Raw genomic sequence first — 1,505 nt, 5'->3', positions numbered from 1 at the left:
GTCCAGTAGTCGGTCCAGGTTCCGGCGGGCAGGTAGATGCCGTCGCGGACGGAGGTGTCGGAGACGACGGGGGCGACGAGGAAGGAGTCCCCGGCCATGAACTGGCCGCTGGTGAGGTTGCCGCGGGCCACCGGGTCCTCGGGGTACTCCAGGACCATGGCGCGGGTGCTGGGGACGCCGGTGTCGTGGGCGACGCGGCTCATCGTGTACAGGTAGGGCATCAGCCGCATCTTCAGCTGGAGGTACTTGCGGTTGACGGAGAGGTAGGGCTCCGCGAAGCGCCAGGGCTGCTTGTCCTGGTAACCGGCCGAGGGGTTGGTCGCGCCCCAGCCGGACATGGTCATGAAGGCGGGGGTGAAGGCCTTCCACTGCAGGTCGCGGGTGTACGTCTTGGGGCTGCCGCCGAAGATGCCGTCGACGTCGCCGGAGGCGTAGTTGAGGCCGGACAGGCCGGCTCCGGCGATGGCGGGGACGTGCCAGCGCATGTCGTCCCAGGTGCCGTACGTGTCCCCGGTCCAGACGACGGCGTTGCGCTGGGTGCCGGCCCAGCCGTCGACGGTCCAGACGTAGCGGCGGGCGGTCGGAGTTCTTTTCGATGCCGTCGACGGCCTGCTGGACGCCCTGGAAGGCGGTCTTGTAGCCGCCGCCGATCCAGGCCACGTCGGTCTTGACCCCGCGGGTGCCGGCCGTGCCCACCTCGTCGGCGATGGAGCCGAGGCCGGTGGAGGTCCACAGGCCGGTCTGGAAGCCCTTGGCCTTCAGGGCGTCGACCGTGGACTTCAGGGGCGCGGTGTAGCCGCAGCCGTAGCCGTCGTTGGGCAGGAACCAGCCCGAGGGCATGTCGGCGGCGCGGGCGTCGGCGGCGTAGCCGGCCACGTCGGGGGTGGTCTGGTGGCGGAGCCGGTTGTGGTCGCCCTGGTAGGCGGGGTTGGAGGCGTTGAAGCAGTCGGCGTTGCCGAGTTCGAAACCCCACATCGGCGCCATGAAGGGTTTGCCGCTGACGTCGGTGTAGGCGTCGAGGACGGATTTGAGGGAGTCGCCCGTGAAGTACCAGGCGTCGAAGCGGTTCTCGTCGTGGGTGAGGGTGGTGGGCGCGTTGAAGGCGTACGAGCCGGGGGCCCAGGTGTTGCGCATGACGCCGTAGTCGTTCGTGGACATGTAGAAGGGGGCGGGGCTGGCGTTGTCGTTCTCGCGCCAGTTGTTGTCGACGGCCACGGGGACGGTCTTGTCGCGCAGCGCCCATTCGCCGAGGCGCAGGCCGGTGCCGTAGAACTGCTCGTCGGCGCCCCGGGCGAGGGTCTGGACGGTCTTGCCGCCGCCCCACTTCGTGGGCTGGGTCTCCTGCCAGACGGGGGTGGTGTCGTCGGCCCGGTAGACGGCGAACGTCAGGGGCGACTTGTTGACGTGGATGGAGAGGGAGCCGGTGGTGATCCGGTAGTAGGTGCCCGTGTCCTGGTAACTCGCCGACACGGGGCCGAAGTCGGTGGTGGGGGCGAGATCGGAGC

The 1,505-nt window shown here is 69.6% G+C and carries 1 protein-coding gene and 2 pseudogenes; all 3 read right to left on the bottom strand.

The window, feature by feature from the left end; all coding sequences use genetic code 11:
• Nucleotides 1–158 (bottom strand): hypothetical protein (locus tag VR44_RS49025; RefSeq protein WP_342669443.1); only part of this gene is annotated, 158 nt, incomplete at its 3' end.
• 102 nt (nucleotides 159–260) lie between these two features.
• Nucleotides 261–539: pseudogene (locus VR44_RS49020) on the bottom strand (TIM-barrel domain-containing protein); the annotation flags it as partial.
• 628 nt (nucleotides 540–1,167) lie between these two features.
• Nucleotides 1,168–1,470, bottom strand: a pseudogene (locus VR44_RS49015) (glycosyl hydrolase family 31); the annotation flags it as partial.
• Nucleotides 1,471–1,505: the final 35 nt, after the last annotated feature.

The organism is Streptomyces katrae (assembly GCF_000966975.1).
Taxonomy (GTDB): Bacteria; Actinomycetota; Actinomycetes; order Streptomycetales; family Streptomycetaceae; genus Streptomyces; species Streptomyces katrae.
Note: the sequence above shows the minus strand (reverse complement) of the source record. Positions and strands in the feature narration are given on the sequence as shown.